The organism is Microcystis panniformis FACHB-1757 (assembly GCF_001264245.1).
In the GTDB taxonomy this organism is placed as follows: Bacteria; Cyanobacteriota; Cyanobacteriia; order Cyanobacteriales; family Microcystaceae; genus Microcystis; species Microcystis panniformis.
In genome coordinates this window covers 2421498-2447641 of the sequence record NZ_CP011339.1, presented here as the reverse complement: position 1 = coordinate 2447641, position 26144 = coordinate 2421498, and the positions used below count along the sequence as shown (strand labels likewise).

Here is a 26144-nt window from a genome sequence, read left to right as displayed (position 1 = left end):
AGTTATCAGTTATTTCAAATAAGAACGAGACACTAGGCGACACAATAAGTACGAATAATTTCATCAAGGGGTGTCCCCACAGGAGCATACATTCTTGCCCTCTTTAATGCACTAAAATCATGTTCGATATTATTTAAATCAGGATAGTATTTTGGCAAAAACACGACCTGATGACCTGCTTCTTCTAGCAGTTGTTTAATGACTGTCTTCCGATGAATTGGTGCATTATCCATAATTAATACTGATGTTATGGGCGCGAGAGGGCAATAAATATAAAGATAACCACCCTTCAAAACCTTCGGCATTCAGGCTTCTCGTAAATACCATCGGTGCAATAAAGTCTTTTTTTCCCTTTCTTCTCCCAGCGACAAGGGTTTCTCTTTTTCCTCGTTTTCCTTGTCTATCTCCCAATACTTTCTTCCCTTTTTTTGACCAAGCATAAAGGCAGGCTTGAAATTCTTCAAACCCTGACTCATCAATGAATACAAGGCTTTCACTTCCATATATTTTAATCAATTCTCTCAGCACTCTGTAGTATTTCATTCTTTCTTCTCGGTTTCTTTCTCTATAACGAAGTCCCTTCTTTTTTCTGGTAATTTTCATTTTTTTTAAGGCATAGCAAATGGCACTTGGTCTCACTCCAAATTTCTCGGCTCTGTCTCTTAATCTTGCCTCGGGATTTTCTTGGACATCTTTTGACAGTGCTTTCCAGTCCAGCTTTCTCTGACGGTGTTTTACCTTTGTTGCTTCCAGTTTTTCCCTACCTAGCCATCTATATATCGTCGCTCTTCCTATATTAAATAGAGCGGCGGCTTTGGTTATGCTTCCCCCATTCTCTACATAATCGATTACTTTTTTTCTCAAGTCTAGGCTATAAGACATTTTTCTGTATGGGTTGCTCGTTTCCCTTTATTTTACCTTATTTTTACCTCGTCTCACACTTATTTGAAATGACTATAACATCTAGGGGGAGATGTTCCAGTTGCTCGCTTTGTTTTGTCACCCCTGGAAGTCAATCCATCTGGTCAAGATAAGAGATAATATTCCTGGCAAGGTTTGGGAAAAAATCAAATGTTGCGCCTCTCATCCGTTAAGTTGCTAATCTTTTGATTGTCTTGAATAGGTCGGAGATGAATCCCTTGAAAGTTCTGAAATATCCAGCGTAATGTTGGTTGGTCAGTTAACTTACCCAACTGATTTTTCAGTCCCGTCTCCTGCTGTTTTAAATTCAGGCGAAGTTGTCTTTGACCAATAGTATAAACCAGCAGGCACAAGCCCATGAGCATGGCCATGACTTCAAGGGGTGACAGAGGGGCTACAAGCTAGATAGAGCGGGGGGTCTAGCCAAACGACCCCCTAAAGAAATAGAGTGGTTAGGACAACCACTCAAAATTTTAAAATGTTACCTTCATTCTATCAGGCTTGTTTACAGGCGAACCTTAGCGAGGCGAGCTATTTGACCTTACAGCTCCTAATCCTGCTCTTACAAAGTCATCGGATAGTCCAACTAGAGAAACTGGCCGCTCTTTTCCCGCAACCGATAACCTTTGAAAGTAGAAGACGGAATTTGCAGAGATTTCTTAAGCTCCCGCAACTAAACGTGAAACTCTTGTGGTTTGGCTCTTCTGGTTTTCGTGTGTTAATTTTTGTTATGAATTAAAGCAAGCAAACAGCTTAAGTCGAAGATGTTCAAAATTGGTAAATCCATAACTCATTCTTTTAATAAGCTTTATTTTGGTATTCATTCCCTCAATTAATCCGTTGGTTGTCTGATTTTCAAAGTAATTACAAATACCTGGCAAATGCTTCTGGATCATCCTGGCACTACTTTCATATAATATCCCGCCTATTCTTATCCATTTTTCCAATTTTCTCTCAGCACCTCTGAACGTTCTACTACTTTGATAAATTTGTCTAATTTCTTCTTTCATTTCCCAGGCTATTCCTAAGCATGGATGTTCTTTCAGAATAACTTCTAGTTGTTGTTTTTGCTCGTCCTTTAAGTCCTCTTTATTCTTCCATAATAAATGAGGTAATCCTTTTTCATGCACCCCCATTAACTTTCTCAATTTATTAAGCTCGTCATTGATGATAGCCATTACATGAAAACGGTCATAGATGATTTTAGCATTGGGAAATAATTCCTTGATCACTGCTGTAAATCCTGACCACATATCGACGCTCACTTCTTTCACTTTCTCCCGAACTGCGTCTGGCTGTGCTTTTAAGGCTTCCATTAATTCTTCTTGCTTATGTCCTTTAATCACATCTAGTAAAATTTTCTTGTCCATATCTACGACCGTTGTGATGAAATCTTTATGTCCTTTTAAGTTACTAAATTCATCTAAGCTTATTCGTTCTGGTGCTTCCCACTCTTCCTTTTCTAGTTCTTTAGCACAGTGATTAAATATTAACTCAACTTCTGACCATCCTAACCCTTCTTCTCGACTTATTTCTTCGATGCTACAATTTTTTACTCTCTCATAAATCATCGATTCATAGCGAATTGTATGATGCTGTCTTAATCTCATAAAACTCAGTCTTTCGCTGATATACTTTTGGCACTTTTGACAATGAAACTGACGGCGTGGTACTTCTAAATATACTGGATTACCTAATATTGACAAGTCTCTGACTAGATTATACTCTGTCTGATTGATTCTGTCTAAGGTTTGATGGCAATTCGGACATTCAATTGTTTCATTTAAAAGAGCAAGCTTTAGGAAAATTGTCTGAGCAATTTTTTGATAATTGACCACTGTTGCATTTGGTAAATCGAGGAGTTGATCAAAATTTATCCACATAACCCACCTCCTGTTCTGTGTTACTATTATACCATGCTCACACAGAACCTAGAAGAGCCAAACATATAGAAAGATGGTAGAATCAGTAAAAAGTGTTGAAGCCGACTCTAATTCACCATCTAAAAGGGGACCGAAACCTAAACTATCTATAGAAGAACAAGTTTTAGTAACGTTAGAATATTGGCGATAATATAGAACATATTTTGGCTCTTCGTTACTCTTTATGCTAAATCAACAGGCTCTTCGTTACTCTTTATGCTAAATCAACAGACAAGATGCCAAGATAACATACTTCTAACCCAAAAATTCCGAAAGTTTCTCAAGCCATAGGCTCTCCGTTTTATTAGTTTAAGTTTATTGTTGATTCCCTCGACCACCCCATTCGTTGTCCTTCGCTCGAAATAACTAATGATTTCTCCAAACCAGTTTCGGATTGTTTGACAACTCTTGGTAAAAACACTGGAGGATTTTGCCAACCATTCCGAGATGGATAGCATTCCCTCTGTCGAATTCTCTGAGGTTTCATAAATCTTTCTAAATTCTTCCTTTAACTCGTGCATCTTTTTCAAATTTGGTCAATTTTCTTTGATAGCTTCTAGTTTGATTTTTTGGGTTTCCGTTAAATCTTTTTCATTTTTTAACAAGCTATATTTACTTCGCTTTAAAACTTCTAGCTTTGCTTCTTTTTCCGCTTTCTGTTTTTTATTTTTCTGCGCTTCTACCGCTCTTTTTTCTGCTTTTCTCTGTTCGTCTAACTCTTGATTAATTTGTTTCATTACATGGAATCTATCGGCGACTACCTCGGCCGATGGCATCAATTCTTTCACCAAATTTTTATAGGGCAACCAAAGATCTATGCTGACTTCTTCAATTTGCTCTAACACCTCTTTTCCCCACCCTGTAAGCGTTTCCCTCAATTCTTCTTGTGTTCGCTTCTCTAGAATAGCTATTAGTTTTCCCGTATCTAAATTTACTAAAACTGCACAGTAATTTTTTTGTCTTTTGACTAGAGCGATTTCGTCAATTCCTAGTCTTTTTAATTTCGATAGGTCTGTCTCTGTAATTTCTTCAGCTATGTCCTCTATCATTCTTTGAATCTGTTCTTCCGTTACGTCATTTCTTCGGCTAACATTTAAAATATCTCCTGATTTTAATTGTTCGAGTATATTCTCGGCTAGTCTTTTCGTATAGGTTCGTTTCTTGGCGACAAAATCTAACTCTTCGCTAAAGGGTTTCTGACAATTACCGCACTTAAATTGACGACGATTAACTTGTAGGTACACTGGTTGACCTGAGAGCGGTAAATCTTTGACTAAATGTCGATGATTTTGGTGTAGTTTATCGCTCTCTAACCCACAACGAGGACAGACTGCTTTTTTATTTTTCGATTCGATTTGGAAAACTATACCGATATTTTCTAGGTGTCGATAGCCTTGAATACAGGTTCCTTGTAGGTTCAAAAATTTGTCAAGTATCATAAGTAAAATAATCTCGTTTTTGGCTATTATATCAAATCTTAACTCAATTGTCTATCTTTTGGTATTAACCTATTTGTGCCTTAAGTCCTTTCCTGTATGAATTTCAGCTACTTTTGAGCGTAGTTGCTCTCATCGAATTTTATTTTAAGTTAATTATTTGCATAACAATTCCCGAAGAGCCCATATTTTCACATTGGTACAAGCTGGGAACTATCAGAATCAACTATATGTCGGATTGTAAATAAGACGGAAAAAATGCTTTTACAATCGGGAAACTTCCGTTTAAAAGGAAAAAAAGCTCTACTAAATCAAGCAGAGATACCGGTCGTAACGGTAATGGATGTAACGGAAACTCCCATTGAACGCCCCAAAAAGAAACAGAAAGATTTTTTGGGGGGTAAAAGAGGTTATCATACTTTAAAATCCCAATTAGTAGCTGATCAAAATACCGAGGAAATTATCTGTGTCTTTTGTGGGAAAGGTAGAGGTCATGATTTTAGTTTATTTAAAAAAAGTCGAGTTCGTTTTCATCCTTTAACTACCAGCATAGAAGACAGTGGTTATCAGGGAATAGCTGCATACCATAGTAATAGTTATACACCGAAAAAGAAATCGAAAAATAGAAAATTAACAGAGTTAGAAAAAGAGTATAACAAGGCTTTAGCCAAAGAAAGGATTATCATTGAACCTATAAATAGGAAACTCAAAATCTTTAAAATCTTATCCTGTAAATATCGGAATCGTCGTCGAAGATATAGTTTAAGAGTTAACTTGTTGGCGGCTATTTATAACTGTGAGTTAGGGATAGGTATAGCAGCTTCTTAAAAGTTGCCTAAAGATTAATCAAGTCAAGGAGAATTTATTCTCAATTTTTATAATTGAGATAGTTTGTGCCGCTTAAATAAAGAGGTTTTGATAACCAAATTAAAGCATATCTAAAGAGTTTTGAGTTAAAAGTTAAACGGTTCTTCGTTACTTGGTATGGTTCGATAGGGGGGCATAAATCGACTAAATCCTTATCTGGCAAGAGACTTAATTGATTAGTTCGCTCTAGATCAAAAACAATTGACAAAAATCGCTAAATGCCTTTCTCTATAAGGGTTACATCCCTTGTAACCCCCGTCCATTGCATAACACAAACCGAAGAGCCAGTTAAACTTCAAGTTTTTATTCAGTATTAATGTACTGGTTAACTAATTTTTTGGGGAAAATTAGTTAACCCATCATTAAGTAGTCGTGCAAAATAAATTTCCTAGTGAAGAAAGGCAAAAGGCAAGAGGCAAGAGGCAAGAGGTGGTTAGATATGTGTAATTAATTTTGCTTAGGTACTTATAACATATAATTAATTTGCAAGAGTTCTAATGAGAATTCTCGGTCGCTACACCAAATTTTTTCACGGCGGCTAAACTAATCAGTAGGAAAATGACCGAAACATTAAGTTGATAAAGTTTGTCCATTACTCGACCAATTTTATCATCATTTAATTGTTTGGGTTCGATGCCCTCTCCCAGCAGATGTTCGGTTGCTTTATCTTCAAAAAATTGAGGAAATAAATACAAAGCTCGGGAGACAAATCCCAATCCATTCAGGATAATTGCTTTCACGACTTGCCCCGCTGTGACAATTTCTCCTCGCTCAATTGAGACTTGTTCGTTGATAATTTCAACGATTCCTATTTCATCGATAATTCCAGCTACTAATCCCAGATGGTCTAGATTTTTGACTTCAATTTCTGTTGATTGATTCATGGTCGAACAGTCCACTCGCCTCAGTTTTCCAACAATTCCTATTTTTTCATAATTAGGGGTCTCAAGACCGCCCTAGCGGCCACCGAGAAAACCTTCACCAGCTAAGTATTTTTACTCAAGTCTCTGGAGGGGGACAGCTTATGTGACAGTTGAGGGTGCGGAATGTGGGTTGGATATGCTGTATGGTCGCCTGCTAAGATTATAAGTACCTAGGCAAAATTATTTACACATGACGATCATTGCCCCGTAAGGGTTTTAGCTCGATCGGGCAGGTAATTAATTTTGCATGACTACTTACGTTCGTTTTTTGGCAGCTCCTTGATGTACAATTTCATCAATCCACGACGCTGAGGAGAGCAATCTTCGATCGCTTCGTACAATGACGGCCATTTTCTCCGAAACACCGGCGACATAGACAGTTCCGCAAAGGAATGGACACTTCGGGTTACTAACACTGCGTCCATCAAGTCCATTACCGCGTCTTTGCCTGTTCCTAAGAGTTTATAGGCCGCTTCTCGAAATTCCTGCAAGTTTTTCAAAGTCATTTTCGGGAAATTTAGTAATCTTACTTGATTTCCCGTTTTTTCTGCTCAAGCAGTTCTTATGTACTGACTATTGCTCAAATTAGTCTAAACTTGAGGTTGAAGCATGAAACCCAACGCCCGATTATGTTACGCTACCGCTAACCCATCCTACAAATAATTGTGATTGTGCCTCCCTACTTATAAAAGTTTAGATAAACAAGAAAAAGTATAAAGTCTTATGAAGATTATTCAAGAATTATCTCAAAAGTCAACAATTGATGAGATTCTGGCCAGATAATGGGGATGGAGGGGTGAATCAACCTTTCCCAAGTTGAACAGAGATTGTTGTCGAGAGTCGGAGAGAAAAGCAATGAATATCAAGGATACATTACACGATTTTGTCCAGTACCTAACAGAGGCTTTCGCTCGCATTTTTAGTCCCAACAATGATGAATATCCCGATGTGGGGATGCAGCCTTTTGATTCTGAACCCTACCATGCTCCCAAGGGTAATTCTTAACTAAAAATGACGGATAACTGCTTTGAGATAAAGGTTATGGGTAGGGATAATAACCCTACCTGATTTTATAGGAAAATAATTAATCCTCTGCTTGCCAATCGGGACAACTATCACTATCCCAACCGTAGGGATGGAAACCGCAGACGAGAAGATTGCCTCCGTAGATATAACCGTGATAATTACGGCAACCGATACAAGCAGGATGGGTGTTAGGATCGGGGTTAACTTTAGGAGTGAGGGTAAAATCCGAGGGTTCATCTAATTCCGAAAAGGGGTATTCATCGAGGTTAAAAAATTCCTCTAATTCCTGGGGTAAAACCTCTTGAATAAACTGTTCCAGATCGATGATAATTTCTTCATTGATTTCTTCGATAGTTTGGGTAACTTCTTGGAAAAAATTTTCAATTCCCAGCGCCACAGTTTCGATCACTTCCCAAAAATCTTTCTGCCAATCGTCCATGTTTATACTTGCGTCCCTTGTCTGGTAATAATTAATTATTTGTCGCTAAAATCTAGGTTTTAATCCTGTTGTAGTTTCCGTAATTCTTCCTGAAGACGTTCCACCTTTTGCCGCAATTCATCTACTTTTGGCTCGGCTGCTTTGGTGTCCTCCTCATCTTCAATAATTTCTATCCGTCGGGGTTCATGGGGAATATTAGATTCATTACCTGCCACCGTTTGCTGTTGTGCCTGTTTCACCAACTCATCAACGTATTTCCTCGCTTCTTCCGTCGTCATTTCGCCGCGAGAAATCATCTCATCGGCTAATTTTTGGGCTTGATTTCTTAATTCTTGTAAATTTACTTCAGCTTTTTCGGCGGCATAAGTAGCAATGCCTACGCCCAAATAAACTGCTTTTTTGACTAAATCACCTAAGTTGGCCATAGCAAAAATCCTGAATCGATCGCTCTTACTTCCTAGAATAAACGATCCTTCTCCCAAATGGAGATGGTTTTTGGGTGTTGGGGTTTGGGGGTTGGGGTGTTGGGGTATTAGTTGAAATTTCCCCATTTCCCTATCTCCCCATTTCCCTAATCCTCTGATGAGGTAAAGTTTTGTAAAGAGATGCGGTGGTGGCAACAGCAAAAGTGATCGGTATAAAGATTAAATTTTAGTCAAATTGCTGGTTTTTTGCGCTCAAAACGACGATAAAGCCTCATCAGGTCAAAAATGAACTAAATAGGTTGATTAAGCTCAAAATAACTAAATATTGCGGATAGTTGCCGGCAGCCCGCAGCCGGCTGAATCGATTTGTGTTCATCCTCAGCAAAGATTTAAACTAAAGACCAGATTCCCGATTTAATCACAAAAAACTATGTTTCCTATTCATCGCCCCCGTCGTCTGCGTCAAACCCCTCAAATGCGCCGTCTGGTGAGTGAAACCGTCTTGACAGCCAATGACTTTATCTATCCCCTTTTCGCTACGACGGGGGAAGGTATTGCCCGGGAAGTCAAATCGATGCCGGGGGTGTACCAATTATCAATCGATAAAATTGTTGATGAAGCCAAGGAAGTGCGGGATTTAGGAATTCCAGCGATTATTTTATTCGGGCTGCCGGAAAGTAAAGACACAGAGGCGACGGGAGCATGGCACGATCATGGTATTGTCCAAAAAGCGGCCACAGCGATTAAAGAGGCAGTTCCCGATTTACTCATTGTCGCCGATACTTGTTTGTGTGAATATACCAACCACGGTCATTGTGGTTATCTACAAACGGGAGATTTAACCGGCAGGGTGTTAAACGATCCCACTCTGGAATTATTGCAAAAAACCGCCGTTTCTCAGGTAAAAGCGGGAGTGGATATCATTGCACCGTCGGGAATGATGGATGGTTTTGTGCAGGCAATTCGTCAAGGATTGGATGAGGCCGGTTATAGTGATACACCGATTCTTTCCTATACGGCTAAATATGCCTCTGCCTATTATGGTCCGTTTCGGGATGCGGCTGATTCTACCCCCCAATTCGGCGATCGCAGAACCTACCAAATGGATCCGGGTAATGCCAGGGAAGCCTTAAAAGAGGTGGAATTAGACGTATTAGAGGGGGCAGATATGTTAATGGTGAAACCTGCTCTATCTTACATGGATATTATCTGGAGAATCAAGGAAATGACTAATTTACCCGTGGCTGCCTACAATGTATCGGGGGAATATTCAATGATTAAAGCGGCGGCGTTAAATGGCTGGATTGACGAAAAACGGGTGACTTTAGAGACTTTAACCAGCTTTAAACGGGCCGGTGCCGATATTATCTTAACCTACCACGCTAAGGATGCCGTGCGCTGGTTAGCAGAGGGTTAAACTTGATGATTGAACCCACCATGCCGATCAGGATAAGGGGGTGGTGAGGTTGCTACTATTAATTCTAGGGATTACCTGAAAAAAATACTTTCCAACCGGCTGTAGCGATCGCACTTGCCAAAAGAATAATTAATGTCCAAACCTGATTTTTTTGGGTTCCTTCCACTGATTTTAGGCGATTATCGATGCCCTCAACCTTTTCGGTTAACTTTGCCTGTCCTACCTCTAGCTTATTTAACCGTTCGTCAATTTTGTCAAATTTTTGGTTAACATCTTTTTGGAGATTGTCAATTTTCCCCTCAATCCTCGTCAAAACAGCTTCTAGGGAATAGGTAACGGTTTCGTTAGACATAGTATCAACTTCCATTAGATATATTTTCTCAGTCCGCTATCGGGGACTATTTTAAGACTAAACCGGTTCGAGGTTGTCTGAGAAGATCGTTTTTCTGGGATGACAAAACTTGAAACTGTGACTAATAGCCACGGGTTAATTCTAGGGATTACCTGAAAAAAATACTTTCCAACCGGCAGTAGCGATCGCACTTGCCAAAAGAATAATTAATGTCCAAACCTGATTTTTTTGGGTTCCTTCCACTGATTTTAGGCGATTATCGATGCCCTCAACCTTTTCGGTTAACTTTGCCTGTCCTACCTCTAGCTTATTTAACCGTTCGTCGAGTTTGTCAAATTTTTGGTTAAAATCTTTTTGGAGACTTTCAAATTTTTGGTCAACATCTTTTTGGAAACTGTCAAATTTCTGGTTAAAATCTTTTTGGAGACTTTCAAATTTTTGGTTAAAATCTTTTTGGAGACTGTCAAATTTTTGGTCAACATCTTTTTGGAAACTGTCAAATTTTTGGTTAACATCTTTTTGGAGATTGTCAATTTTCCCCTCAATCCTCGTCAAAACAGCTTCTAGGGAATAGGTAACGGTTTCGTTAGACATAGTATCAACTCCCATTAGATATATTTTCTCGGTTCCCTATCGGGGACTATTTTAAGACTAAACCAGTTCGCCACTTTCTTGCAAAGAGTGGAGACGTTGATAGATTCCCTGCTGATTTAATAATTGATCATGGCTACCGATCTCGACAATGCGACCATTATCTAAGACGACAATTTGATCAGCTTCTCGAACGGTACTGAGACGGTGGGCAATAATAATCGTAGTGCGAGTGCCTAAAATGGATTTCATGGCTAGTTGAATTGCTCTTTCTGACTCATAATCTAAGCTAGAAGTGGCCTCATCAAAAACTAACACATCTGGATCAACAATTAAAGCTCTAGCAATTCCTAAACGCTGTCTTTGTCCCCCCGAAAGACGCACGCCCCTTTCCCCTACAATAGTGGAATAACCATTAGGTAATTCCTGAATAAATTCATCGACACGGGCAATTTTACAGGCTTCTTCTACCTTCTCGAAGCTAATATTAGGATTACCGTAGGTGAGATTTTCTAACACCGTACCATTAAACACATCTACTTCTTGATGGACAATCGCTAACCGTCGCCGATACCAAGTCACATCCAAGCGACTAATATCCTCGCCATCCATCAGAATTTGTCCTTGATTCGGTTCAAAATAGCGGAAAAGTAACTTAACTAAAGTGGATTTTCCTGAACCTGATTTTCCCACTAATGCCACGGTTTGATAGGGTTCAATCAGAAGATTAATATCCTTGAGAATCCTTCTTTCAGGACTATAGCCAAAGCTAAGATTACTTAATTCTACTTTCCCCGTAAAATGATAGGGATTGTGTTGGGCATGATCGGCTAAAAGACTACCGGAATCAGTACCACTAGGCAAGTTGATAAATTCGTTTAGACGTGCCATAGAAGCATAGCGACGAGCGAAAGTTTCTGCCATTTGAGATAGGGGATCTAATTCCGCATAGGCCATACTAGCGAGGGTATAGGTGGTGATAAAATGCCCGATCGAGATTTTCTGTTGAACGGTAGCTAGGAGAGTAAAGAAAAATACTCCAAATAAACTAGCTTGGACGAGGGTTTTTTCCCAAGTTGTTAAGTCCACATAACCCTTATGAATGCGATAGATAACGTAGGTAAATTCTCTTTCTAAACGCTGTTTTTGACGATATAATTCCTGTCCTTCTGTGGCGAAAGCTTTGACGGTTTTGATATTAGTAATAATCTCAGAATTACGACTTTGGGTATTTTCGATATGCTGATCAAGAATTCTTTCTTTTTGCATTAAATCTTTTAAATCTCTGACAATAAAAGCCACAATTAATACAAAAGAAATAAGAAAAGCAAGGGCGATTTGCCATTGAATTATCCATATAACAATAAAAATACCGAAAACTCTAAACAATTTTGGGATCATCATTCCCGCCACTTCGGGATAAGTCCAAGTATGATTTTCTATGCCTTTGGCGATCCGGTTAGCGATGCGTCCTGGATTATTTTCATCGTAAAAAGATAGGGGTAAGGTGAGAATTTTGGCAATAATTTTTCTGAGATGATCTCGTCGCGCTCTTAAGGATATTTCCCAGTGAAACCAGACACCCACCCAAGGCTGAATTGGTGCTTTAATTACCGTGGTTAGGAAAATTAAGCCTAATAATACCGCCAAACTAACCCACTTTTCTGAGGCAAAGGGAGTTAAAATCATGGTGCGATCAACTAAAGACTGCACGAATCCATCTAAAGGTTGATCAGAAAGAACATTAAGAATCTGTCCGACAGCGTAGGGAACCATCAGATCGATAATTTCAAAGACACTCGATGCAGCAATGCTCAAAAAGGCGGCTTTTTGATAATTGCGATAGTAACTGAGAATATCCCGTAAGGAAGCCATAACATCAAGTAAATTGCCAATTTTTAACTTCTATCTGGTAACTGCTAACTGAAGAGACTGACGGCACTTTTAGGATTGTTTTTCTGGAGTTACCATTATACTACAATACTACAAAAATCTGCCGAACTAGAAATTTCTAGGACAAAAGCCTTGTCATAGTCTTGTATTCTCGATCAGCTATTAGTCAGGAGATGATGCCAAATCAGCTTATATTTCATCGTCGTCAGAAGCACCACAGATCAATTTATCGGAAATTTTGGCGAATATTATCACAAAAATTAATAAATTTCTGAAAGGTTTTTAAGTGTTCAGTTTTATCGATACGCTGCAGTATAAAGCTTTTTTTCGGTACTTCTTCCTTCAAATAAAAAATAAATATTCATCGATTAACTAATTCCTTGGGGAAATTCTTCTAAGACATTGATAAGATCAATAAAGGCTTTTTGTCGAGTTTTAGAAATATGAAAATCAGCCGCATTGTTTACCTTAATTACTCCTCCTTTACGAGTGACTATTTTCCAATAGGCAGGACTGATATTATTAATTATATAGGGATGATGACTGGTAATAATAAACTGTAAATCTCGATAATTAACTAATAAATCTTCTGTTAAAGTGTCCAAACAGTTAACCCCCAAACTATTTTCAAATTCATCGATTAATATAACGCTGCCATCAGGAGATAATTCGATCGTTGCTAAGAACATCAGGCTTTTTATCATTCCAGAGGAGATATTTGGTTCTACAATCCAGACATGAGAGTTTTTTTCTTTTATTTGTATGCGAGGTAAGTCTTCAAGTAAAAAAATTGGAGTTAATGAAACAAGCATACCAATATCACCTAGTTTGAATGGTTCTAAAAATTCTATTTTTAAATCTTCAACTTGAGGGAAAATATCTAAAAACTTTCTCTTTATTATCTCGAACGTATCGGGATATTTTTTATAAGTGATCAGTAGTTTGTCGGAAATAGGAAGTTGACTCGATTGTAATTCAGAGAGAGAGGTATATTCGTAGTCTCTAAGGATTTTATCCAATGTTGAAGATGAGATATTAAACTTAAGTGGATTGAAAACCATTTTGTTAAATTCCTGTCGAACAGGGAAAACATCTTCTTCTTGATTGAAAAGCTCTATACAGCTTAAATAAGATGGTAGTTTTGGTGTCTTTGAATGTTTAAACTCAATTACCTCTTGGTTTCTTTCGATCAAAACCTCTTGATCTTTTAAAAGAGTTTCACTAATTATACTAACCTTATTTTCATCGTCATTACTATTGACTTCATCTTCTTCAATCTTGATGAGAGAACGAGCTTTTCTAACCTCAAATTCACCCAACCAATGATAACGAACATGATCATTGGTTAAAAATTCTACATCCCATTTCACCCCATTTATAGACTCACCGTTAGTGATTCTTTTTAAATTCCTAATAGCCTTTAAAATCGAGGTTTTTCCTGCACCTGAGATACCAACTAATAAATTCAAATCTGGAAAAAACTCGCAAGAATCTATACTTAATCCAGAGGATAAATCTTGATAGGATAATCTCAAAAGTTTCATAATAATTTCTTTCCCTCTGCCAAAACTAAAAAGGGTGAGTTAATTCTCACCCCTAGACTTTACTGAGGATCGAGTTTTAGGACTGCCATAAATGCTTCCTGGGGGACATCAACAGTTCCGATCGCTTTCATCCGTTTCTTACCTTTTGCTTGCTTGTCTAACAGCTTTTTCTTGCGGCTAATATCACCACCATAACACTTAGCTAAGACATCCTTTCTTAAAGCAGGAATATGTTCACTAGCGATAATTTTAGAACCAATAGCGGCCTGAATGGGAACCTTAAATTGATGCCGGGGAATCAATTCTTTTAACTTTTCGGTTAACGCACGACCAACATAATAAGCTTTATCCCGGTGAACGATCATCGCTAAAGCATCAACGGGATCACCATTGACCATAATATCTAATTTAACTAGCTCATTTTCCCGATAGCCAATTAATTGATATTCCATACTAGCATAACCGCGCGATCGAGATTTTAATTGATCGAAAAAGTCCGTCACCACTTCCGCTAAAGGTAACTCATAAATCAAAGCGGTGCGAGTTTTAGTAAAATAACGCATATCCTTGAAAACTCCCCGACGACTTTGACATAATTCCATCAAAGCACCTACATAGGTTTCCGGAGTAATCATTTCCACTTGGATATAAGGTTCCTCAATTTTTTCCCGTTTTTGTGGGGAAGGTAACAAACTGGGATTATCCACTTCGACAATTTCCCCATCGGTGGTAGTAACCCGATAAACTACCGAGGGAGCAGTGGTAATTAAATCTAAGTTATATTCCCTTTCTAGTCTTTCCTGGACGATTTCCATGTGTAGCAGTCCCAAGAAACCGCAACGGAAACCAAAACCCATGGCGCTAGAAGTTTCCGGTTCGTAGGATAGGGCTGCATCGTTTAATTTTAACTTTTCCAGCGCATCTTTGAGATCGGCATACTGATCAGCATCGGTGGGGAATAATCCGCAGAAAACCATCGGTTTTGCTTCTGTATAACCGGGTAAAGGCTCTTTTGCCGGTTTAGTGGTTAGAGTAATCGTATCACCCACCCGGGCATCAGCAACAGTTTTAATCGCGGCTGCCAGATAACCCACTTCTCCCGCGTGAAGTTCATTTACCTGTACCTGTTGCGGTGATAAAATTCCCAATTCATCGATCACAAATTCTTTACCAGAAGCCATAAAACGAATTTTATCGCCCTTTTTCACACGACCATCCATGACGCGGAAATAGACAATTACCCCTCGATAAGCGTCGTAATAACTATCAAAAATTAAAGCTCGGAAGGGTTCTGCGAGGGTATCTTGGGGAGGGGGAACCAATTGGACGATCGACTCTAGAATATCATTAATACCGATCCCAGCCTTAGCCGAGGCCCGAATCGCCTCACTACAGTCTAAACCCACCACTTCCTCGATTTCCGCTGCGACTCGTTCCGGTTCGGCACTGGGTAGGTCGATTTTATTTAAAACTGGGATAATTTCGAGGTTATTTTCCAGTGCTAGGTAAACATTGGCTAAAGTTTGCGCTTCTACGCCTTGGGACGCATCCACAACTAATAAAGCTCCCTCGCACGCCGCTAGAGACCGAGAAACCTCGTAGGAAAAATCCACATGGCCGGGGGTATCAATCAGATTGAGAACGTATTTTTGACCATCCTTAGCGGTATAATCCATGCGTGCCGCTTGTAACTTGATGGTGATACCTCGTTCCCGTTCCAAGTCCATATTATCGAGAAATTGTTCTTTCATCTCCCGTTGGGCTACGGTTCCTGTAATTTGCAGGAGGCGATCGGCGAGAGTTGATTTACCATGATCGATATGAGCGATGATGGAAAAATTGCGAATGCGAGAAACGGGAACGTCAGTCATCGTGGTTCACTGTTGGCAAAAGTCAGGGGTTTATAAAATTTTAGATTCCTTAATTCATTGTAGAGGTAAAGTCTCTAAGGCTGGAGCAAAAGCGAAAAGTAAAAGGTAAAAAAAGCTAAACTGCAAGTATAGTCAGGGTTTTGACCTTAGCTTTCCCTCTCGGCATCCACAGGAAACTATGGTCAGTTTGAGTATGGGGACAAAATCAGGGAAAGAGCAATGGCTAAGGAAAAGCTCTATGATTTGTCCAAATCGGATTACTATAGATAAACTCTTGGATGAGAATCCTCGACTGACGGGTAGAATGATAGATAGCAATCATTAATAGAGCTTATGAACGACAATGCTACACCGACTCAGCGCACGGCGGAGAAAGTTGAAATCGCTATTCACCTTGACTCGGAAGTTTTAGAACAGATTAAACACCTGACTAACGATCCTAGTCGCATTATCGAAACAGCGATTAAACAGTGGCTAAGAGGAGAGAAACAACCGGATGAGGACTTAACCCGCCATCTTCGACGCAATCCTCCCGTACCACCCAAAGGGGAATGGAATGACTAAGATTTTTCAGTCTCTAATAGGTTATTTCCCGACGGAGAGACTGAAATATTTTCTTAGGTCAACCATTGATGGTAATTGAGATTTTTTCCCCAACTAAGCTAGTCATACTAAATTCGTTGAGTATAGGCTACATATCAGGACAAGCAAAAGGGGGAATAGATAATCAGTTTTTAATAAACGGATTTAGGATCATTTTGCTGGGGTACTGACAGGAGGAACAAAACTGATGCAGATAGAAATTGAAGGCTGCGATGCTATCAAGGTTGCTCAGGACATCCTAGAGATGGAAGGGGTGCAAGGCAGCTACGAAGTTATCTCCAAAGTGGAGAAAGAGGGAACCCTTGCCACCATCGCCACCATCATCGGCATTATTAGCGGAACAATCGCCATCGCTGAGAAATTGTACCAGTTAAAGCAAAAAATTGACTCTCCTGAAACCCCGAAAATCGAACGAGTGTTAATTGTGAGCAAAAACGGCGATCGCCTGATGCTCAAAGATGCTACCCTAGAGCAACTACAAAAACTCTTGGAACAAGAAAAATCATGAGGATACTGCATATTGACCTTCAGGAGAGGGGTAGCAATAGGGTTGAGTTCCGATTTTTCTGGGATAACCCCAACCAGACTCGTACCTACACAAGATGCTTGAGTGAAATAGACAACCTAAGTAAAAAGGCCGACACCGATTACTATACCCGTTTACCGAAAGACCACGCCAGAACAGGACAAGGTTTGTACCGATGGTTAGATGGTACGGAGCGCATCCTCCAGAGCGAATTAGATAGCCACCGGGGAGAGGAAATAATAGTTCTGGCTATCAGCACCAGCAAAAGATTAGTCCATCTACCCTGGGAATTATTACACGATGGTCAGGGTTTTCTGGTGTCTAAGTATCCCGCTATTGTTCCCCTGCGGTGGATGAAAACCGGTAATGAAAGGCTGTTAACTGTGGACAACAACGCGCAGGATCGAGCCTTAAATGTGGTTTTCATGGCAAGTTCTGCTAAGGGTGTAACGCCTATACTAGATTTTGAGGCAGAAGAAGGGAAGATCCTCAAAGCAACTAGAGGAAAACCCCTATCTTTAACCGTTGAAGAGAGCGGATGTATTAAAGAATTAGGCGAATTGATAGTCAGTAAAGATAGGGAATATTTCGATGTTATCCACTTGAGCGGACACGCCACCATCAAGGATCAGAAACCCTATTTTATTACCGAGACGGAATACGGAGATAGGCAAGATACCAGCGCCGAAGATATTGCCAGAGAATTACAGTTTAATTTACCCAAGCTTTTGTTTTTATCAGGGTGTCGGACAGGCTACTCCGATGGTGATGAGATCCTTTCGATGGCCGAGAAGTTATTAGAAAAAGGGGCTAAAGCTGTTTTGGGGTGGGGTCAACCCGTCAGGGATAACGAAGCTGCTGACACGGCGGCCATCCTCTATGAAAAGCTTTCCCAAGGCTTTACTTTAAGCGAGTCGTTAGCTTTTGCCTATCAGAAATTATTGGGAAATCAGGCCAGGGATTGGCATTGTTTACGCCTCTATGTGAGGGAAAGTATCCCAGAAGCTTTGGTAAGGAGAGGACAGAAAAAACCTTTACCTCCCGTATCCGTTGTTGACCAATTTGTGGACCCAGAAACGAAATATTTGCGGGTAGCCACACGGGAAACTTTTATCGGTCGCCGCCGTGATCTTCAGGATTGCTTGCAAGTGCTGAAAAAACCCTTTGATGATTCTAAAGCAATTCGTAAAGCTGGGGTTTTCCTGCAAGGTTTTGGTGGTAACGGGAAAAGTACCCTCGCCGCTCGTCTGTGCGATCGCCTTCCAGACTATACTAAGCTTGTCTGGCATCAACAAATTGATCAAACTAGCTTGGTTAATACCCTAGCTAAAAAATTAGACCGTCCACAACGTCAAATCCTTCTGGATTCTAATGAGGATTTAGACTATCGCTTAAAGAATGTTTTTGATGTTTTTGGTCAGTTAAACCAGCCTCTTTTGCTTATTCTTGATGATTTCGAGTGGAACTTAGAATGTCCTTCAGCCAGCGATGACTATATCCTTAAAGCAGGGGTAGCCCCCCTATTACAAGCTCTCGTTGAGGCGATACAGGAAACCAATTACTATCATCGCCTGATTATTACCTCGCGCTATACCTTCAGTTCCCCTCTATTAGAGGAATTTTATCATCTGGAGTCTTTGCCTTCTTTCAAATACAAAGAGTCCGATTTAGAAAAGAAACTGCGGCGGTTAGAGCATTTTAGTTCAGGTAAGATTGATAAAAACTATATAGAAAGAGCTTTAAATCTTGCTGATGGCAACCCCCGTCTGTTGGAATGGCTCAACAATGAGGTTTTAAGTTCAGGGGAGATAGATACAAAGTTGCGGTCATTTGAGAATGAATCTGATGTTACTTGGCGCGATAAGATAGTCTGGCGGTTAGAGGAAAAACCTCAACTCTTGACGGATGAAGCTCTTGAAAAAGTGGTCAGTAATTGCCTAATCTATGAAATTCCTGTCCCTTTGGCTGCTTTAGAAGCGGTTTGTCAATCGGTTCCCAACTATCAGAAAAAATTACAACAAGCACAAGATAAAGGTTTGATCGAGGTAATCCACAATGAAGATAGAGAAACCCTCTACCGCGCCTCCCACATCAAACATATTAACCCCCATATCGAGCTTCCCAAAGATGCAAGTAAGCTTTCTGATTTAGCGGGAACAGCAGCCAAGGCTTTAACCGAACTTTGGGGGAATAAAGAAAACAAAAATGAGGAAAGATGGCGCGAGATTTTCCGTCTAGCTTTTGCAGAGACAGAAAACCCTGAAAGATTTAGGGAACAATTCGACAAGATGATCTCGGTACAATATCACAAAGAGGCTGATCGCGCCTACGAAAAAGAACTGAGAAAACAGAGGGAACATCTCATAGAAAACCAAGAACAAATCTATCAAAAGTTAGAGGAGTACCTAAAGCAACAGGATTGGAAAAAAGCCGACTACGAAACCGCTTTCATTATGTACCAGTGGATGATCATAGAAAATTATAATGACTTCTACGACCTTTTTAGTCAGGTATCCCTAGATGTAATCAATGAAATTGACCGTCTCTGGGTGAAATACAGCGAAGGGAAATTTGGTATTAAGAGACAGGCGAAAATTTACCGTGACCTTGGGGGGACAGAAGAATATAATCGGGAAGTATGGGGTAGTTTTGGCGATTGCATAGGTTGGCGAAAAGGAGGTATATGGTTGGAGCTTGAAAATATAGAATATCCTGCCACAGCAGACTTGAGCGACTTTACATTTCCAATTCTTATATACCATCACTTTTACCAAGGTGGGGGTGGGGGAATTGTTTATGGAGCGAGGAGAATTTCTACGTTAGCTTCAAGACTTGAATCCCAAAATATTTAACTTAGGTGCTAACAATCGGGTAAAATTCTATTTAGAGGCTATAATCAGTGCATCCATATATTGACGTAAGTATAAGGTAACTTCTTGAAATCCAATTTCTGAAAGTTCAGAGATTGTTTCATCTTCATAGCGTATTCTATTAGGTTGTTCATCCGTAGTATAGTGCAACATAACCTCTTTCAGGAGATCGAACCTTTCAGCAGATACAAGGACTTCAAAGAATTTATCATATTGCCACTTTATATCACGGTTATGCTGTTCACCTCTTTGCGCGATTTTATCAGCGTCTAATAACTTACCTCCAATGAGAAGCCGACTATATAATAGTTGAAATACTTGAAAACGATAGAGTGCCAACATATTGTGAAAAGTGAATCCAGAAACAATAAAATTAAAGTTATTCAAAGGATAACTTTGCAAAAAGTTTAAAACATCATCCTGAATAACAACAAGAGTATCTTGAGATAGGTAATGTGAAAGCCTTGAGCGGATTTTTTGAATCATCGAAGGTTCGTTATCGATAGCGATTATCTTAATATTTTTTGCTTCAGATAGGATCATCTCAGTTAATTCTCCATCGCCACACCCAATTTCTAGGATCAGCGATTCCTTTGGGCAAGAGTTTTGATAGTTAATTAGTAGTTTGACTAACTCTTGTCTTAACTTTTTAAGATGAGGACGAGCAGATTGCCAGAGACTATAATCATCACCTATCTTGCCGTCAAACCTTCTTTCTATAAGTTGATTATTTTCCATAAATTATAACTTAGCTATTTTGGTGTACATAGTCAGAGACTTAATTTTGCTGAAAGACTTGCCGAACATAATATTTAGCTTTTGATGGCAATTCGCTACTTCCTCTAAACGCTTAACTTTGGTACTTTGACTCACTCCAATTATAGCATATCTTTACAATTGCAGAACTTCCACAAGCAAACTTAAGATACATATCTTATTTGAAAGCAAAGCTAGACTCTAGCCTACTATTAATGATGTATTCTCCTCATAATAATGCTGCGGTTTCCAAGATTAAGAATATCAGGTATCCCTTCAATTTCTACAATAAAATGTTCCACAAATTCATGTCGTACATCTTCACGAACTCCTATTTTACTCGTCCATCTTCCAGTGTTTAATTGCCGACAGGCGTGAGAGGGACTACCATTAATAGTATAAATAGCGATTTTTTCAACAAAAAAACCGTTAGGACTAAACTCTAAATTAGGATCACCAATTGGGCAAACTTCAAAATGCTCGGTCCTATAGGCATCTATGAAGGCACTTAGAGTGTTCTCCCTTGGTATTCCAGCTGGCCAATATTCAGTCTCAAATCGATCGGGAAACCACCAACGCTCTTGATCATTTACTGCCCAAGCAAAGGAATTGTAATAAGGAGTTCTCCGACTGGTTATATGACTATCACCGTTAATGATTACAATACACATACTTTTTAAATAGATGATTTAGTGTTCATTAATATATCCCCTTTAATATATCCCTTTCGGATACCCCAGTGCAACCAAGCATCGATCATCTCCTTAGACTTACCCCGGCTGTCTTTAGGAACCGGATCTTCACCAGAAATAGCTTTTAATGCCCAAAACCAACGGCTAGGAAGGCTTTTTGGCTCTTTAAGATTTTTGAGCAAAAATGGTATAACATCTTGCCCCATTCCAATAATTCTCTGATAGTTAGGATGTATAATCGCCTCATGGGTTGAGGATAAATGACTTGTTTCATTAATCCAATCTTCAGCAAGACTTTCAAACTCCCTTAGTCTCTCTGCCCGAGTTTGTTTGTTAACTAATATGGCAAGTAAAGAAGAAAAACTTTGTAAAAAGCTAAGATTATTATCGAATAGCTTGAACTTATATCCAAAAAATAGAGCAATAGCTCCGATGAATTTTCCCTCAAAGAAAAGTGGGAAAACGCCAAAGGCTTCAAGTTTTGAATCTTCAAAATGTTTTAAATCAGTTTGAATAAACCGATTATTGTTTTTCTCCTCATGTACTCCTTCAATAAATTGACAAGTATTTGAAGAGATTTTTTCTGCAAACTCCTTTCCAACCTCTTCAAGATAAACTCGACATGAATTACTTACTCCAGATACTTCAGAAAATCGTAAAACTTCCACTACTTCAGAAGACAAGTTTTTTCTGTAAAGAATGGCAACTTTATATGGAGTCTCGTTGCCGACTAAGTATTTGAAAATTTCGTCATACATCCTTTCTTGATACTTGTCAAAGGAATCAACTGGGATAATATCTGCAAGGTATGTCAAGTAATTGAGTATATTAATCTCAGAATCCCTGTGAATATTAGATAGTTTAGCAGAGGCGACTCCTGCTAAGAAAGCTACTGTACAGGGATCAAAGCTTGCCAGATCGTCAATATTGCCCTGATCATCAACTTTGTTTATAATTCTCAATACTCCATAGGTTTTGTTTCGTCCATTCAAAGGTAAGGCAATGGCAGAGATTAATTTGCCTAGCTTATCAGAATATTCCTGCCTATACTTCAAATTTTCATACTGGAAAAGCTCTCCAGTAACCTTCCCATATGATCCATCAGATGGATTAGCAGCGCTGCCAGTGAAACTCTCCCCTTTCGCATACCTCTCTTCTTGTAGCCATGTATCATCTATTGGCTCACCATTAACGTCTTTGCCTTGAATGGCAAAACGCTCTAGTACATCATCCTTAGAGATTAAAAAAATCGCTGCAACTTGACACTTAGCTTCTTCACAAACTTTTTTTAGAATATATTTTACCGTATCTTTCTTATTGCTTGTAAAATTCATTAAGGCTTGCTCAAGTTGTTCAAAATCAGAAAGATTGTCTAATCTTTTTGTTTGATAACTTATAAGGTCGTTTCTAGTATTTAAAAATTGATTAGCCTTAGTTGCAGTATCGTCACATTTCTCACCTTGTAAACTCTCAGGCATTTAGTTGCTCCTTGAAATTTAGTCAATTTACTCAAGATTACCATCACACTCAAACTGAAATATCGAGGCTGATGAGAATAAAAGTATTATGGTTAATTAAGAACAATCATGCTAATGATAGTTTTATCTATCAATTATCAATTATCAATTATCAATTGTAACATGGATTTACAGGTTTGTCAATTGTAGTGTCTTCGAGCTGCCATCTTTGTGCCGATCACTCATCACCGTTAGATGCCCTTGGTATAGTTAAGCCGATCAATGCCCTGGAACTCAATACTTCTCGGATAATAATACGAGGCCAGGGGAGATGGGTTTTCAACTTTCTCCCCTGCACCCTGCTTTCTTGCAGTCTCAACCAAAGATTTAAGATCAATCGAGAAATATCGCCCGCTGCGGGTTGTGACAATTAGTCAAGATGAACTGATGAGCCACCTCAATAATTTCTGGACTATTGGCCTCCCACTCCTCCCAGAGGGATAGCTAACCCGTTGGAGCTTTCTTCCCTTTTTTGGTAATCTTCACTGCTGCCATTAATTTACTCCCCCAATGGTCTTGGATTATCGTTAATCTTGTGGATTTTCAATGTTTCGGGCAGCATGAAGTACCGCAATAACATCGATTTGCTCAGGCTTGATATAATAAATTATGCGATAAGAACCCTCGATAACTTCTCGGATCTGCTCAGTTTCAAACTCCGGAACAAGACGACCCGAAAAGGGAAAATTAGCAATCTGTTCTGAGCGTCTGGTCAATCTTTCCACCAGTCTTTGAGCATATTGAGGGGAGTTTTGTGATATGTAGTTGTAGATGGATGATAAATGATTAACGGCGGTTTCTGTCCAGAAAACTTTCATGGCTCTAGCTTGAACTTAGTGCGTACTTCTGCCACAGAAATAACCTTTTCCGCCTCACTATCGGCTAATCCTGCTTCAATTGCCTGTCTCACATAAATCTCATACATCAAATCATCCCATGTAGAATTATCCGGCAATTTATCGATTAAATTTCTGGCTTTTTGTTTAATGTTTTTTATTTCCATGATGGTTTCCAAAATGACTCCTGACAGTTTACATTATAGCAAGATAGGCTCCTAGAGATGGTGTATTCTAAAACCACCGCTAACGCTCAGAATATCCAAAAAGGCTTTTCCCTCTCGATGTCCTCAACGAAACCTCAACCCGTGATTGGTGTTAGTTGGTGGATAAATGCTGTATATTTACTCTCGTCGCCGCTTAATTCACACGCAGCAGCGCAGAAACTTGCTCAACATTCATTGCTGTATGTAACAATACAGGAGGAGTTTATCTGGTTCTTCGTTACTTGGTATGGTTCGATAGGGGGGCATAAATCGACTAAATCCTTATCTGGTAAGAGACTTAATTGATTAGTTCGCTCTAGATCAAAAATAATTGACAAAAATCGCTAAATGCCTTTCTATATAAGGTTTCTATCCCTTATAACCCCCGTCCATTGCATAACAATTACCGAAGAGCCGTTTATCTCAGGAGTTCCACGGTGATTAGAGAGCTAGACCGTATTACTGTTAATCCACAAATATGTCTTGGACAGCCAATGATTCGAGGAATGCGTATCACTGTAGGATTTGTTTTGAAACTGTTGGCTAGTCAGTTATCTATTCAGGAAATCTTAGAGGCTTATCCAGAGTTGGAGGAGGAAGATATTCGTCAGGCTCTTAATTATGCAGCTTGGGCTGTATCCGATTATATCGTTAGCTTCACTTCAGCAGCCGTAACGCACCGCTAACTTTAATGATGGTGGGTGATATAATTTAAAATTCTGAGGTAAATCATGCAACTAAAACTAACAAAAATATTCCAGAAAGTTCCCGAAGGCTATATTGGTTTTGTCGAAGAATTGCCAGGAGCTAATACTCAAGGAGAGACTCTAGAAGAAACTAGAAGCAATTTAGAAGAAGCAATTGAGCTAGTTTTAGAAGCTAATCGTATGTTAGCTGAAGAGCAACTGCAAGGACAAGAAGTGATTCGAGAGTCTGTTACTTTCTGGGCTGCATGAAACGTATAAACTTAATTCGTCATTTAGAAGCTTATGGCTGTGAATTCTTAAGAGAAGGCGGCAATCATACGATTTATGTAAATCGTGTCAATCAGAAATCTTCAGCCATTCCGCGCCATCGTGAAATCAATGAATTCTTGACGCGAAAAATTTGTCGAGATTTACAAATACCAGAACCATGAGTGCGACTCCTGTTAAGCTGCTGTAGAGTGTAGGCTGCGTGTTTGCGGTTACTAATTTGGATAATAAAATAAAACTAACAATCCGCCGTAACGCACCAATTCTATCACTACTAATTAAACATAATAAATTACATTTAATTTACCTGTGTATCATACCATGTAGAACTAAGTAGGGAGACACAATTATTTGTAGGATGGGTTAGCAGTAGCGTAACATGAGCGGGCGTTGGGTTTCATGCTTCAACCCAACCTACGTTTATCTTATATTTAATTCCACCCACCCACTTATCTGGCAATTTATCGATTAAATTTCTGGCTTTTTGTTTAATGTTTTTTATTTCTATAATGGTTTCCCAAATGACTCCTGACAATGGATAATTATCAACTATTCATTATTAATTAAAAGGGCGATCGCAAAATTACGCCTTCTTAAAAAAGAGATTAAACACCTTCAGCAAAACCCAAAGGTTGAAACTGAGCATCATTGATAATTTTAACCGTTTCCCCCGATTGCTTAATCACAAACAAACCGCGCCGATAGGCATAGACATCTATCCCCTGATCAATTTCAATGCCTGCCACTGCCCCATAAACCCGAAACTCTCGAAATTGGGGGAAAGCAACCTTAAATCGCTGTAATCGGCTGACAAAATCATCTACATCATCCCTCGACAGTCGAGATTTACATTCCACAGCCACCAACTCGCTCCCATTCACCGCCACAATATCAATCTCCATTGCCGCCCCAGAACGCTTACTTTTCAAGCGACTCATCGTTTGGGTGACATCAATGCCCCGTTCCTGAAATAAACGCACAACCGCAGGCTCTACCATTTCTTCAACGAATCTACCCCAGCGTGTTGTTAGGTTATTAACGGCTTTGGTCGTTTCTTGTACCTGTTTTTTTAATTCTTCCATCGTGCGATTAGCTTCCTCTCTGCTGCGATCAGCTTCGGCACTGCGGCGATCAGCTTCGGCACTGCGGCGATCAGCTTCGGCACTGCGGCGATCAGCTTCCTTTTGAAACTCGGCAAATTGGGCCTCAGTTCTTTCAAATAACTTGTAAATATCGGCGAGCGTTACAGCGTCTGACATAGGGAGATTCTTCAAGCTTGAGGAGTCTAGTCCCATTCTAGCGACTTGGCCCAGAAAAAATGTCCCTAGCTTCTCATCCGTGTTTTTTCAATCAATTATTGACTATCAACAAATCAGCGATCGCAGTTCAAGGGGAAGGGGTCAAAGGTCAAAAGGCGATCGCGTTTTTAATGGATAATAGGCAATTGACAATGGATAATTATCAGCCGAAGTTCCTGCGGCAATAGGCTACTATTTTGACCATCAGGAAGAAATCAACCTGGAAATCACCCAAGAAT

At 39.4% G+C, this 26144-nt stretch carries 26 protein-coding genes and 7 pseudogenes; 13 read left to right on the top strand and 20 right to left on the bottom strand.

Annotated elements, in window-relative coordinates:
* Positions 1–32: 32 nt before the first annotated feature.
* Positions 33–882: pseudogene (locus VL20_RS28295) on the bottom strand (IS630 family transposase).
* Between the two features lie 185 nt (positions 883–1067).
* A pseudogene (locus tag VL20_RS11750) lies at positions 1068–1301 on the bottom strand (IS1634 family transposase); the annotation flags it as partial.
* A gap of 98 nt (positions 1302–1399) precedes the next feature.
* On the opposite strand from VL20_RS11750, the pseudogene VL20_RS11745 reads away from it, so the two are divergent.
* Positions 1400–1618 (top strand): annotated as a pseudogene (locus VL20_RS11745) (IS4 family transposase); the annotation flags it as partial.
* A gap of 31 nt (positions 1619–1649) precedes the next feature.
* Here VL20_RS11745 and VL20_RS11740 read toward each other — a convergent pair.
* A complete protein-coding gene (locus VL20_RS11740; protein WP_052275346.1) occupies positions 1650–2804 on the bottom strand; it encodes an ISL3 family transposase in 1155 nt (384 codons plus the stop codon).
* A 58-nt stretch (positions 2805–2862) separates the two neighbouring features.
* Here VL20_RS11740 and VL20_RS28290 point away from each other — a divergent pair.
* Positions 2863–2991 (top strand): annotated as a pseudogene (locus VL20_RS28290) (IS5/IS1182 family transposase); the annotation flags it as partial.
* 76 nt (positions 2992–3067) lie between these two features.
* Here the strand turns inward: VL20_RS28290 and VL20_RS11735 are convergent.
* A pseudogene (locus VL20_RS11735) lies at positions 3068–4282 on the bottom strand (ISL3 family transposase).
* Between the two features lie 183 nt (positions 4283–4465).
* Between VL20_RS11735 and VL20_RS11730 the strand changes: the two are divergent.
* Positions 4466–5107, top strand: a pseudogene (locus VL20_RS11730) (IS5 family transposase); the annotation flags it as partial.
* Between the two features lie 536 nt (positions 5108–5643).
* Here the strand turns inward: VL20_RS11730 and VL20_RS11720 are convergent.
* Together VL20_RS11720 and VL20_RS11715 are read right to left on the bottom strand one after the other, a co-directional pair.
* Positions 5644–6030 (bottom strand): annotated as a pseudogene (locus VL20_RS11720) (DUF4277 domain-containing protein); the annotation flags it as partial.
* A gap of 290 nt (positions 6031–6320) precedes the next feature.
* Positions 6321–6575 carry a hypothetical protein gene (locus VL20_RS11715; protein WP_052276605.1) on the bottom strand — a complete coding sequence of 85 codons (255 nt, stop codon included), beginning with the start codon at positions 6573–6575 and terminating at the stop codon, positions 6321–6323.
* Between the two features lie 349 nt (positions 6576–6924).
* On the opposite strand from VL20_RS11715, the gene VL20_RS11710 reads away from it, so the two are divergent.
* Entirely contained in the window at positions 6925–7074 is a 150-nt protein-coding gene (locus tag VL20_RS11710; RefSeq protein WP_002789639.1) for a hypothetical protein, read from the top strand.
* Between the two features lie 79 nt (positions 7075–7153).
* Here VL20_RS11710 and VL20_RS11705 read toward each other — a convergent pair whose 3' ends face one another.
* The gene (locus VL20_RS11705; protein ID WP_002759386.1) at positions 7154–7534 is read right to left on the bottom strand and encodes a hypothetical protein; all 381 of its coding nucleotides are present in this window, start codon (positions 7532–7534) and stop codon (positions 7154–7156) included.
* A 59-nt stretch (positions 7535–7593) separates the two neighbouring features.
* Positions 7594–7959 carry a phasin family protein gene (locus tag VL20_RS11700; protein WP_002789637.1) on the bottom strand — a complete coding sequence of 122 codons (366 nt, stop codon included), beginning with the start codon at positions 7957–7959 and terminating at the stop codon, positions 7594–7596.
* 430 nt (positions 7960–8389) lie between these two features.
* Here VL20_RS11700 and hemB point away from each other — a divergent pair, with 430 nt between their 5' ends.
* Entirely contained in the window at positions 8390–9376 is a 987-nt protein-coding gene (gene hemB, locus VL20_RS11695) for a porphobilinogen synthase (RefSeq protein ID WP_052276604.1), read from the top strand.
* 64 nt (positions 9377–9440) lie between these two features.
* On the opposite strand, the gene VL20_RS11690 is transcribed toward hemB, so the two are convergent.
* From VL20_RS11690 to lepA, 5 genes are all read right to left on the bottom strand, one after another.
* Positions 9441–9728: a DUF4164 family protein gene (locus tag VL20_RS11690; protein WP_052278447.1), complete on the bottom strand. Its 288-nt coding sequence runs from the start codon at positions 9726–9728 to the stop codon at positions 9441–9443.
* A 141-nt stretch (positions 9729–9869) separates the two neighbouring features.
* Positions 9870–10322 (bottom strand): hypothetical protein, encoded by a 453-nt coding sequence (locus VL20_RS11685; protein ID WP_052278446.1) that lies wholly within the window; start codon positions 10320–10322, stop codon positions 9870–9872.
* Positions 10323–10379: 57 nt separating this feature from the next.
* Positions 10380–12194, bottom strand: a complete 1815-nt coding sequence (locus tag VL20_RS11680; RefSeq protein ID WP_052276603.1) for an ABC transporter ATP-binding protein — start codon at positions 12192–12194, stop codon at positions 10380–10382.
* 386 nt (positions 12195–12580) lie between these two features.
* Positions 12581–13756, bottom strand: a complete 1176-nt coding sequence (locus VL20_RS11675) for an AAA family ATPase (protein ID WP_052276602.1) — start codon at positions 13754–13756, stop codon at positions 12581–12583.
* 59 nt (positions 13757–13815) lie between these two features.
* Complete coding sequence (gene lepA, locus VL20_RS11670) at positions 13816–15627, bottom strand: translation elongation factor 4 (RefSeq protein ID WP_052276601.1); 1812 nt, start codon at positions 15625–15627, stop codon at positions 13816–13818.
* Positions 15628–15960: 333 nt separating this feature from the next.
* On the opposite strand from lepA, the gene VL20_RS11665 reads away from it, so the two are divergent.
* The 3 genes from VL20_RS11665 (at position 15961) to VL20_RS11655 (ending at position 19608) form a co-directional block, all read left to right on the top strand.
* Positions 15961–16191, top strand: a complete 231-nt coding sequence (locus tag VL20_RS11665; protein ID WP_002762207.1) for a type II toxin-antitoxin system CcdA family antitoxin — start codon at positions 15961–15963, stop codon at positions 16189–16191.
* Between the two features lie 226 nt (positions 16192–16417).
* Positions 16418–16738 carry a hypothetical protein gene (locus VL20_RS11660; protein WP_052276600.1) on the top strand — a complete coding sequence of 107 codons (321 nt, stop codon included), beginning with the start codon at positions 16418–16420 and terminating at the stop codon, positions 16736–16738.
* Positions 16735–19608, top strand: a complete 2874-nt coding sequence (locus VL20_RS11655) for a CHAT domain-containing protein (RefSeq protein ID WP_052276599.1) — start codon at positions 16735–16737, stop codon at positions 19606–19608. The genes VL20_RS11660 and VL20_RS11655 overlap by 4 nt, the downstream gene beginning before the upstream one ends.
* Positions 19609–19635: 27 nt before the next feature.
* Here VL20_RS11655 and VL20_RS11650 read toward each other — a convergent pair whose 3' ends face one another.
* From VL20_RS11650 to VL20_RS11630, 6 genes are all read right to left on the bottom strand, one after another.
* Positions 19636–20364 carry a class I SAM-dependent methyltransferase gene (locus VL20_RS11650; protein WP_052276598.1) on the bottom strand — a complete coding sequence of 243 codons (729 nt, stop codon included), beginning with the start codon at positions 20362–20364 and terminating at the stop codon, positions 19636–19638.
* Positions 20365–20367: 3 nt separating this feature from the next.
* Complete coding sequence (locus VL20_RS32610) at positions 20368–20499, bottom strand: hypothetical protein (RefSeq protein ID WP_002744308.1); 132 nt, start codon at positions 20497–20499, stop codon at positions 20368–20370.
* Positions 20500–20594: 95 nt separating this feature from the next.
* A complete protein-coding gene (locus VL20_RS11645; RefSeq protein WP_052276597.1) occupies positions 20595–21053 on the bottom strand; it encodes a DUF7689 domain-containing protein in 459 nt (152 codons plus the stop codon).
* Between the two features lie 5 nt (positions 21054–21058).
* Positions 21059–22552 carry a GAF domain-containing protein gene (locus VL20_RS11640; RefSeq protein WP_052276596.1) on the bottom strand — a complete coding sequence of 498 codons (1494 nt, stop codon included), beginning with the start codon at positions 22550–22552 and terminating at the stop codon, positions 21059–21061.
* 566 nt (positions 22553–23118) lie between these two features.
* Positions 23119–23409, bottom strand: a complete 291-nt coding sequence (locus tag VL20_RS11635; protein WP_002744303.1) for a type II toxin-antitoxin system RelE/ParE family toxin — start codon at positions 23407–23409, stop codon at positions 23119–23121.
* Positions 23406–23594 (bottom strand): hypothetical protein, encoded by a 189-nt coding sequence (locus VL20_RS11630; protein ID WP_002762197.1) that lies wholly within the window; start codon positions 23592–23594, stop codon positions 23406–23408. Before VL20_RS11630 ends, VL20_RS11635 begins: the two co-directional genes overlap by 4 nt.
* A gap of 57 nt (positions 23595–23651) precedes the next feature.
* On the opposite strand from VL20_RS11630, the gene VL20_RS31720 reads away from it, so the two are divergent.
* The 4 genes from VL20_RS31720 to VL20_RS11610 all read left to right on the top strand — a co-directional run bounded on the left by VL20_RS31720 (position 23652) and on the right by VL20_RS11610 (position 24771).
* Positions 23652–23939: a hypothetical protein gene (locus VL20_RS31720; RefSeq protein ID WP_052276595.1), complete on the top strand. Its 288-nt coding sequence runs from the start codon at positions 23652–23654 to the stop codon at positions 23937–23939.
* 131 nt (positions 23940–24070) lie between these two features.
* A complete protein-coding gene (locus VL20_RS11620; RefSeq protein WP_052276594.1) occupies positions 24071–24319 on the top strand; it encodes a DUF433 domain-containing protein in 249 nt (82 codons plus the stop codon).
* A gap of 45 nt (positions 24320–24364) precedes the next feature.
* Positions 24365–24589 carry a type II toxin-antitoxin system HicB family antitoxin gene (locus VL20_RS11615; protein WP_002770935.1) on the top strand — a complete coding sequence of 75 codons (225 nt, stop codon included), beginning with the start codon at positions 24365–24367 and terminating at the stop codon, positions 24587–24589.
* Positions 24586–24771, top strand: coding sequence for a type II toxin-antitoxin system HicA family toxin (locus VL20_RS11610; protein WP_002735013.1), 186 nt, complete (start codon positions 24586–24588; stop codon positions 24769–24771). Before VL20_RS11615 ends, VL20_RS11610 begins: the two co-directional genes overlap by 4 nt.
* Before the next feature lie 441 nt (positions 24772–25212).
* Here the strand turns inward: VL20_RS11610 and VL20_RS11605 are convergent, their stop codons facing one another.
* The gene (locus tag VL20_RS11605; RefSeq protein ID WP_052276593.1) at positions 25213–25866 is read right to left on the bottom strand and encodes a DUF3782 domain-containing protein; all 654 of its coding nucleotides are present in this window, start codon (positions 25864–25866) and stop codon (positions 25213–25215) included.
* Between the two features lie 59 nt (positions 25867–25925).
* Here VL20_RS11605 and VL20_RS31130 point away from each other — a divergent pair, with 59 nt between their 5' ends.
* Complete coding sequence (locus VL20_RS31130; protein WP_158499341.1) at positions 25926–26093, top strand: hypothetical protein; 168 nt, start codon at positions 25926–25928, stop codon at positions 26091–26093.
* The last annotated feature ends 51 nt before the right edge of the window (positions 26094–26144 follow it).

What these genes read in the sequence shown, in the direction of transcription:
- VL20_RS11740 (WP_052275346.1), bottom strand. Translation starts at nt 2,804, where the DNA reads ATGTGGATAAATTTTGATCAACTCCTCGATTTACCAAATGCAACAGTG.
- VL20_RS11715 (WP_052276605.1), bottom strand. Translation starts at nt 6,575, where the DNA reads ATGACTTTGAAAAACTTGCAGGAATTTCGAGAAGCGGCCTATAAACTC.
- VL20_RS11710 (WP_002789639.1), top strand. Translation starts at nt 6,925, where the DNA reads ATGAATATCAAGGATACATTACACGATTTTGTCCAGTACCTAACAGAG.
- VL20_RS11705 (WP_002759386.1), bottom strand. Translation starts at nt 7,534, where the DNA reads ATGGACGATTGGCAGAAAGATTTTTGGGAAGTGATCGAAACTGTGGCG.
- VL20_RS11700 (WP_002789637.1), bottom strand. Translation starts at nt 7,959, where the DNA reads ATGGCCAACTTAGGTGATTTAGTCAAAAAAGCAGTTTATTTGGGCGTA.
- hemB (WP_052276604.1), top strand. Translation starts at nt 8,390, where the DNA reads ATGTTTCCTATTCATCGCCCCCGTCGTCTGCGTCAAACCCCTCAAATG.
- VL20_RS11690 (WP_052278447.1), bottom strand. Translation starts at nt 9,728, where the DNA reads ATGTCTAACGAAACCGTTACCTATTCCCTAGAAGCTGTTTTGACGAGG.
- VL20_RS11685 (WP_052278446.1), bottom strand. Translation starts at nt 10,322, where the DNA reads ATGTCTAACGAAACCGTTACCTATTCCCTAGAAGCTGTTTTGACGAGG.
- VL20_RS11680 (WP_052276603.1), bottom strand. Translation starts at nt 12,194, where the DNA reads ATGGCTTCCTTACGGGATATTCTCAGTTACTATCGCAATTATCAAAAA.
- VL20_RS11675 (WP_052276602.1), bottom strand. Translation starts at nt 13,756, where the DNA reads ATGAAACTTTTGAGATTATCCTATCAAGATTTATCCTCTGGATTAAGT.
- lepA (WP_052276601.1), bottom strand. Translation starts at nt 15,627, where the DNA reads ATGACTGACGTTCCCGTTTCTCGCATTCGCAATTTTTCCATCATCGCT.
- VL20_RS11665 (WP_002762207.1), top strand. Translation starts at nt 15,961, where the DNA reads ATGAACGACAATGCTACACCGACTCAGCGCACGGCGGAGAAAGTTGAA.
- VL20_RS11660 (WP_052276600.1), top strand. Translation starts at nt 16,418, where the DNA reads ATGCAGATAGAAATTGAAGGCTGCGATGCTATCAAGGTTGCTCAGGAC.
- VL20_RS11655 (WP_052276599.1), top strand. Translation starts at nt 16,735, where the DNA reads ATGAGGATACTGCATATTGACCTTCAGGAGAGGGGTAGCAATAGGGTT.
- VL20_RS11650 (WP_052276598.1), bottom strand. Translation starts at nt 20,364, where the DNA reads ATGGAAAATAATCAACTTATAGAAAGAAGGTTTGACGGCAAGATAGGT.
- VL20_RS11645 (WP_052276597.1), bottom strand. Translation starts at nt 21,053, where the DNA reads ATGTGTATTGTAATCATTAACGGTGATAGTCATATAACCAGTCGGAGA.
- VL20_RS11640 (WP_052276596.1), bottom strand. Translation starts at nt 22,552, where the DNA reads ATGCCTGAGAGTTTACAAGGTGAGAAATGTGACGATACTGCAACTAAG.
- VL20_RS11635 (WP_002744303.1), bottom strand. Translation starts at nt 23,409, where the DNA reads ATGAAAGTTTTCTGGACAGAAACCGCCGTTAATCATTTATCATCCATC.
- VL20_RS11630 (WP_002762197.1), bottom strand. Translation starts at nt 23,594, where the DNA reads ATGGAAATAAAAAACATTAAACAAAAAGCCAGAAATTTAATCGATAAA.
- VL20_RS31720 (WP_052276595.1), top strand. Translation starts at nt 23,652, where the DNA reads ATGGTGTATTCTAAAACCACCGCTAACGCTCAGAATATCCAAAAAGGC.
- VL20_RS11615 (WP_002770935.1), top strand. Translation starts at nt 24,365, where the DNA reads ATGCAACTAAAACTAACAAAAATATTCCAGAAAGTTCCCGAAGGCTAT.
- VL20_RS11610 (WP_002735013.1), top strand. Translation starts at nt 24,586, where the DNA reads ATGAAACGTATAAACTTAATTCGTCATTTAGAAGCTTATGGCTGTGAA.
- VL20_RS11605 (WP_052276593.1), bottom strand. Translation starts at nt 25,866, where the DNA reads ATGTCAGACGCTGTAACGCTCGCCGATATTTACAAGTTATTTGAAAGA.
- VL20_RS31130 (WP_158499341.1), top strand. Translation starts at nt 25,926, where the DNA reads ATGTCCCTAGCTTCTCATCCGTGTTTTTTCAATCAATTATTGACTATC.